Origin of the sequence: Flavobacterium cupreum (assembly GCF_003996965.1) — a bacterium.
Classification (GTDB): Bacteria; Bacteroidota; Bacteroidia; order Flavobacteriales; family Flavobacteriaceae; genus Flavobacterium; species Flavobacterium cupreum.
Window position 1 is genome coordinate 1 of the sequence record NZ_QWDM01000036.1, and the last position, 4,673, is coordinate 4,673.

Annotated in this window: 5 protein-coding genes; 1 reads left to right on the forward strand and 4 read right to left on the reverse strand. The window is 30.6% G+C overall.

Annotated features, from left to right (window positions below; translation table 11 throughout):
* On the reverse strand, positions 1-1,036 hold a 1,036-nt coding region (gene istA, locus D0817_RS24575; RefSeq protein WP_127340977.1), incomplete at its 3' end, for an IS21 family transposase.
* Between the two features lie 194 nt (positions 1,037-1,230).
* On the opposite strand from istA, the gene D0817_RS26330 reads away from it, so the two are divergent.
* Positions 1,231-1,776: a hypothetical protein gene (locus D0817_RS26330; RefSeq protein WP_153188219.1), complete on the forward strand. Its 546-nt coding sequence runs from the start codon at positions 1,231-1,233 to the stop codon at positions 1,774-1,776.
* Between the two features lie 55 nt (positions 1,777-1,831).
* Here the strand turns inward: D0817_RS26330 and D0817_RS24585 are convergent, their stop codons facing one another.
* The 3 genes from D0817_RS24585 to D0817_RS24595 are packed head-to-tail and all read right to left on the reverse strand — an operon-like array spanning position 1,832 to position 4,534.
* Positions 1,832-3,373, reverse strand: coding sequence for an ATP-dependent nuclease (locus D0817_RS24585; RefSeq protein WP_127340979.1), 1,542 nt, complete (start codon positions 3,371-3,373; stop codon positions 1,832-1,834).
* Between the two features lie 40 nt (positions 3,374-3,413).
* Positions 3,414-4,322, reverse strand: coding sequence for a DNA adenine methylase (locus D0817_RS24590; protein ID WP_127340980.1), 909 nt, complete (start codon positions 4,320-4,322; stop codon positions 3,414-3,416).
* Positions 4,322-4,534 carry a hypothetical protein gene (locus D0817_RS24595; protein WP_193555373.1) on the reverse strand — a complete coding sequence of 71 codons (213 nt, stop codon included), beginning with the start codon at positions 4,532-4,534 and terminating at the stop codon, positions 4,322-4,324. The genes D0817_RS24590 and D0817_RS24595 overlap by 1 nt, the downstream gene beginning before the upstream one ends.
* Positions 4,535-4,673: the final 139 nt, after the last annotated feature.

The following is a 4,673-nucleotide window of genomic DNA, read 5'->3' on the forward strand; positions in this document are numbered from 1 at the left end:
TGAGATAAACATGGCTGGATTTATGAACGGTTGCTTTAGCAAAACCTTTGAGCTGATAGGGATTAACAGGTAAAAATGATAGTGCTTCTTTTTCTATCTCATTAAACAAATCTAATCTTGAGTATTTCCTGCCTTTAAAAGACATTGTATTATGCTTTTCTAAAAGTGGTAAAATAGCATCATTAAGGGCTTCTATAGTAAAAAAATCTTCTTTGCGTAAAGGGGCAAAAATTCTGGTATAAATTATTCTTACTGCATTTTCAACCAGAGCCTTATCTTTTGGGTGATAAGCTCTTGTGGGAAGTATTGTAGTTGCGTAATGAGATGCAAAGTCTAATAAATATTCCGTTACTAAGGGCTCATATTTATCACTCTTTTTAACGGCTGTTCTTAAATTATCCGTTACAATAGCACTTGGAACACCCTGATAGTAGTCTAGCATTTTTACCAGACTTCCCATAAAGTCTTCTTTGTTTTGGGTTCTGGTAGCTTCTACAAAAGTAAGTCCGCTTGCTCCCAGTACACTTACAAAAACCTCTACTTCACACAGTTCTCCTGTAGACTGGTCAATAACGGATAATTTCTTTCCTGTATAGTCTACAAAAACTTTATCCCCTGCCTTATGATGCATATGCATAGAGGGCTTGAGTTTGCCTCGCCAATTTTGATAATGATAGCAAAACTGAGAATAACTGTAGCCATCAGGATGATTTACCCTATATTCTTCCCAGAGCAATTGGCGGGTAACACCAACTCGCTTTAATTCTTTTTCTATCGTGGGAAATAAGGATTCTAAAACTATGTTTTTTTCGGGAACGGGTTTTATCTGGCCATCAAAGAGTTCTTCCAGATCTTCATTACTAAGACCTGATAATTCTTGATAGGTAAAAGAATTTTGATGAAATGATTCAATATATTTCTTTACAGTATTGCGCGATAAGCCTAATTGTCTACTTATTTGGAGCTTACTTACTCCTTGAGTATATAAACGTAATAATTGCAAAATGTTTCTCATATCCAGTCGTTTATTTGCCATATCTTTTGTTTTAAAAACAAGTAAGATATTCTTTATAAACACTACTTTTTGAGGTGGTCACTTTGAACCGGAATCAACTGATCTCTTTTACAAGAATAGGGTGGTCACTTTAAACCGGAACAAATTGCTCTCTTTTACCGGAATGGGATGCTCACTTTTGCCAGAATTTGCATTCAAGTATCTGTTACGAAGGAATGAAAGCCCTATATTCTTATCATCGTGAAAAGCCTGCAACTTGGTTCTATATCATCTCAAATTTTTCAAAAATTAAGGAAGAAGGTATAAGAAAGAATATTTTGGGTTTGCTAAGTAATTATGTAAACCGGGACATTTTTTGGCACTCAAATAATTTTCAATATTTGTCATCTCCAGATGTAAAAGAAAATCTCTCAAATCTTATGACGAAGTATTTCAGAAGAAATGAAATTGAAATTATATTGTCGTATCTTGAAGGTGGAATAGTTAGAGGAAGTTTCAATTATTTAATTTTCCTTGTCATCAATATGGTGGCAGATCTTCATGAAATCTTAAAGGAAATCGCTTTCAATGCCTCTATTGATGAGGACAAGCGTAATTTCTGTTTCTGGCTATATATGCACGTAGCAAAATTACACTCAATAAATGATACACTGAAAACGGCTGATGATTATTTGATCAAATTTCCTTTTGGACTGAAAGATGAAGCCCTCATGGGGATTAAAGAAAGTATTGAAAAAGGTGAGTTATGTCCGATTGGTTAACTTTTTACAAATACTTTTCTTAAGTTAGTTTTATCCATAGATATTTATGTGTAATTTATTTTCCATACTTAGATATTAATGAGTCAAAAGTTTGTAAAAACATTTTAGTTTCCTCAACATTTTTACCAATCCAAATGTTAATCAATTTATTACAACCTAAACCCCAATATTGCTTTTGATCATTAAACCATAATTTCGCCTTTTCTCTATGAGTACGAATATCTGCAATTGAATAATCTTTAAAACAAATTTGTTTATCGTAACCTGCAAATAGCTTATCCCAAATAATTGAAGAATCAGGTTCAACATATAGCATTTCTGCTAATATTTTCTCAGGAGAATCATTTCCTGGGAGAATCAAGAAATTTTTATGTTTAGTTATTTCTTTCATCATCGCAGGTTTCTGGTTTACGTCTCCATCTAAACAAATTATACTTTCGGGGTAATTAAATCCTTTAATTTTTTTTCTTACTAATTCAATGTAATTATTACATCCCAATGTACACTGTATAAAGTTAAGTGAACTCTTTTTTGACTTCAAGATATTCTTTAGGAAAATTTCTGCTTCCTTATCTTCAGTAAATAACGGAACCTTGTTGGTTTTAATTACATGTGATGACAGACTAACATTTAATTTATTTCTAATAAAATCTATAGTTGCACTATCATTAACTACTATTTCTTTGTCTATTTTTTGCAAGAAAACTACTTTGACCTGATTTTTAAGCTTTATGTCGTTTTGAATTCCACATACTTTTTCTAAAATTGTCAAGGAATGAGTTGTAAAGATTATTTGAATTTTATAATCAGAAGAAAATTTTCGTAGGGCTTCAATTAATTTGATCTGTGATGCAGGATACAAGGTAGTATCAATTTCATCTATTACCAGTATTCCATATTCGTATAATGTTGGAAATTTTTCTTTCAATCTTTTGAAAGATAATATAGCAAGTAAAATTTTACCTAGATTATCTTGTCCAGAAGAATTCATTTTCCAGTCATAATGGTCTGTTGAAACCCCAAGAGTATTTTTTTGTTTACTTGATAGATAATCTACCGAACTAATTTCTAAATTATTAATTATTAATATAGTGTTATGCCATTTATTATAAAATAATAGTTCTTCCGCAGTTAATTGAATAGCTGAATCTGTATCTAATTTATCATCTTCCCCTATCGGCATTAATCGAGACAAGCTAAGATAAATTACTGGATAATTAAGATATCCGGAACCTTTTGTTCTATCTCCTTGCTTCCAAAACCTAATAGAATCCTTATCTCTTGCAATACTTTCAACTGAGAACGATTCGTTACCATTTGTCTCAAGTGTCCATGTATGATGTTTTGGTTTATCAAAAGTTTTAGATAACTTAAATTTTTCAGAAAAGGATGACTTATAATTACCTCCACAAAGTGGTTTTTCATCACTTATAGGATTACTTTTATCATTGATAGAAAAAGGCTGACTTAAAAGTCCAAGTAGAGTAGTTTTTTGTGTTCCATTTTGTCCAGCGATCACTGTAATACTGGTTCCCAATTCAAATTCAATGTTATTGAAACCTCTAAATTTTTCTACATGGATTTTTTTTATCAGCATGAAAATTTTATTTTTATAATTAAGAAATGAAAAATAGAAACTATTTTTTATCGGAATAAATAATCTCTTTACTGTTCTTTTTTTTATGTAGCTTGAATTTTAGAGGACTCCAGTTTTCTATATTTGGACTCAGAATTGTTGGACTAAAGAAAAGGATTTCTTGTCCAACTCTTGATTTATATGCTGTATGCTTGAATGAAAATTCTTTTTTACTACAGTCATCATATAGTATGTTTATTTCGGGTACATTATCATATGAAACTATCCATTTGATGTTTGTAATTCCTTTTATTTTGTTACTTACTAATTCATGATTTTTATCTTCATAATGGTTCATATACAAGCTACTTGCTTTTAAATAGTATGGTGGATCAAAATAAAATATTACATTATCATCTTCTGCCTGTTCTTGGATAATATCAATTAATGCAATAGCATCTTCGTTAAACAGCAAAATATCTTCCTTCCTTGATGCAATAAGCATAATTCTTTCAATTAAATCTTTTTTATTAAATCTACAGTCCATCAGATAATTGCCATTTTGTTCGATTCCTCCAATTAAGCCAGCATTTATTATTCCTGATCGATTAGTTCTGTTTAAATAAAATGTTGAAAAACCCAATTCTAAAAGTCCAACTTCTTCTTTGTTTTGCTGAACATTTCTTTGTTTTCTCCATTCACTAACAGTAAATGTTGAATTTTCAATCAAATCACATAATTCTTTCGTATGATTAAGAACTGAATACCAAAAAGCATAAATAGATCTATCTTTATCATTAAGGGTTATTTTATTTACAAACCCTTCAAAAAGTAGAAATAAAGCAACAGATGCCCCTCCTGAATAAGGCTCTACATAATGTCCATTAATGTTGTTATCAATACAAATTTTTGCAATAAATGCTGATAATTTATTTTTACCTCCAGGGTATCTAAGTGGTGAATAGAACATTAATCTTTATTTAAATTTTCGCTCAAAGTTACAAATAATGGTTCTAAATGTTTCCAAGCTCTTTTATTATGAGTCAAATCTACAAAAGTCTCAATATTATGTACGGCTAAATCCAATTCTTCTTTAACATTATCAAAGTACTTTTTTAAATTTTTTGAAGTTTGAACATCAAAAAAATTATCTAGTTCATAATTTTTAAAATAATCCAACATTATCTTCAAACTAGTGGAAAAACCGGTCAATTTGACCACCTAATTCCGGAGTAAATTGACCACCCGTTCCGGAGCAAACTGACCACCTAATTCCGGAGCAAATTGACCACCAGGTTTTGTGGTGAATTAAGTATTAAAA

Coding starts and splice junctions, on each gene's coding strand:
- D0817_RS26330 (WP_153188219.1), top strand. CDS start 1,231: ATGAAAGCCCTATATTCTTATCATCGTGAAAAGCCTGCAACTTGGTTC.
- D0817_RS24585 (WP_127340979.1), bottom strand. CDS start 3,373: ATGCTGATAAAAAAAATCCATGTAGAAAAATTTAGAGGTTTCAATAAC.
- D0817_RS24590 (WP_127340980.1), bottom strand. CDS start 4,322: ATGTTCTATTCACCACTTAGATACCCTGGAGGTAAAAATAAATTATCA.
- D0817_RS24595 (WP_193555373.1), bottom strand. CDS start 4,534: ATGTTGGATTATTTTAAAAATTATGAACTAGATAATTTTTTTGATGTT.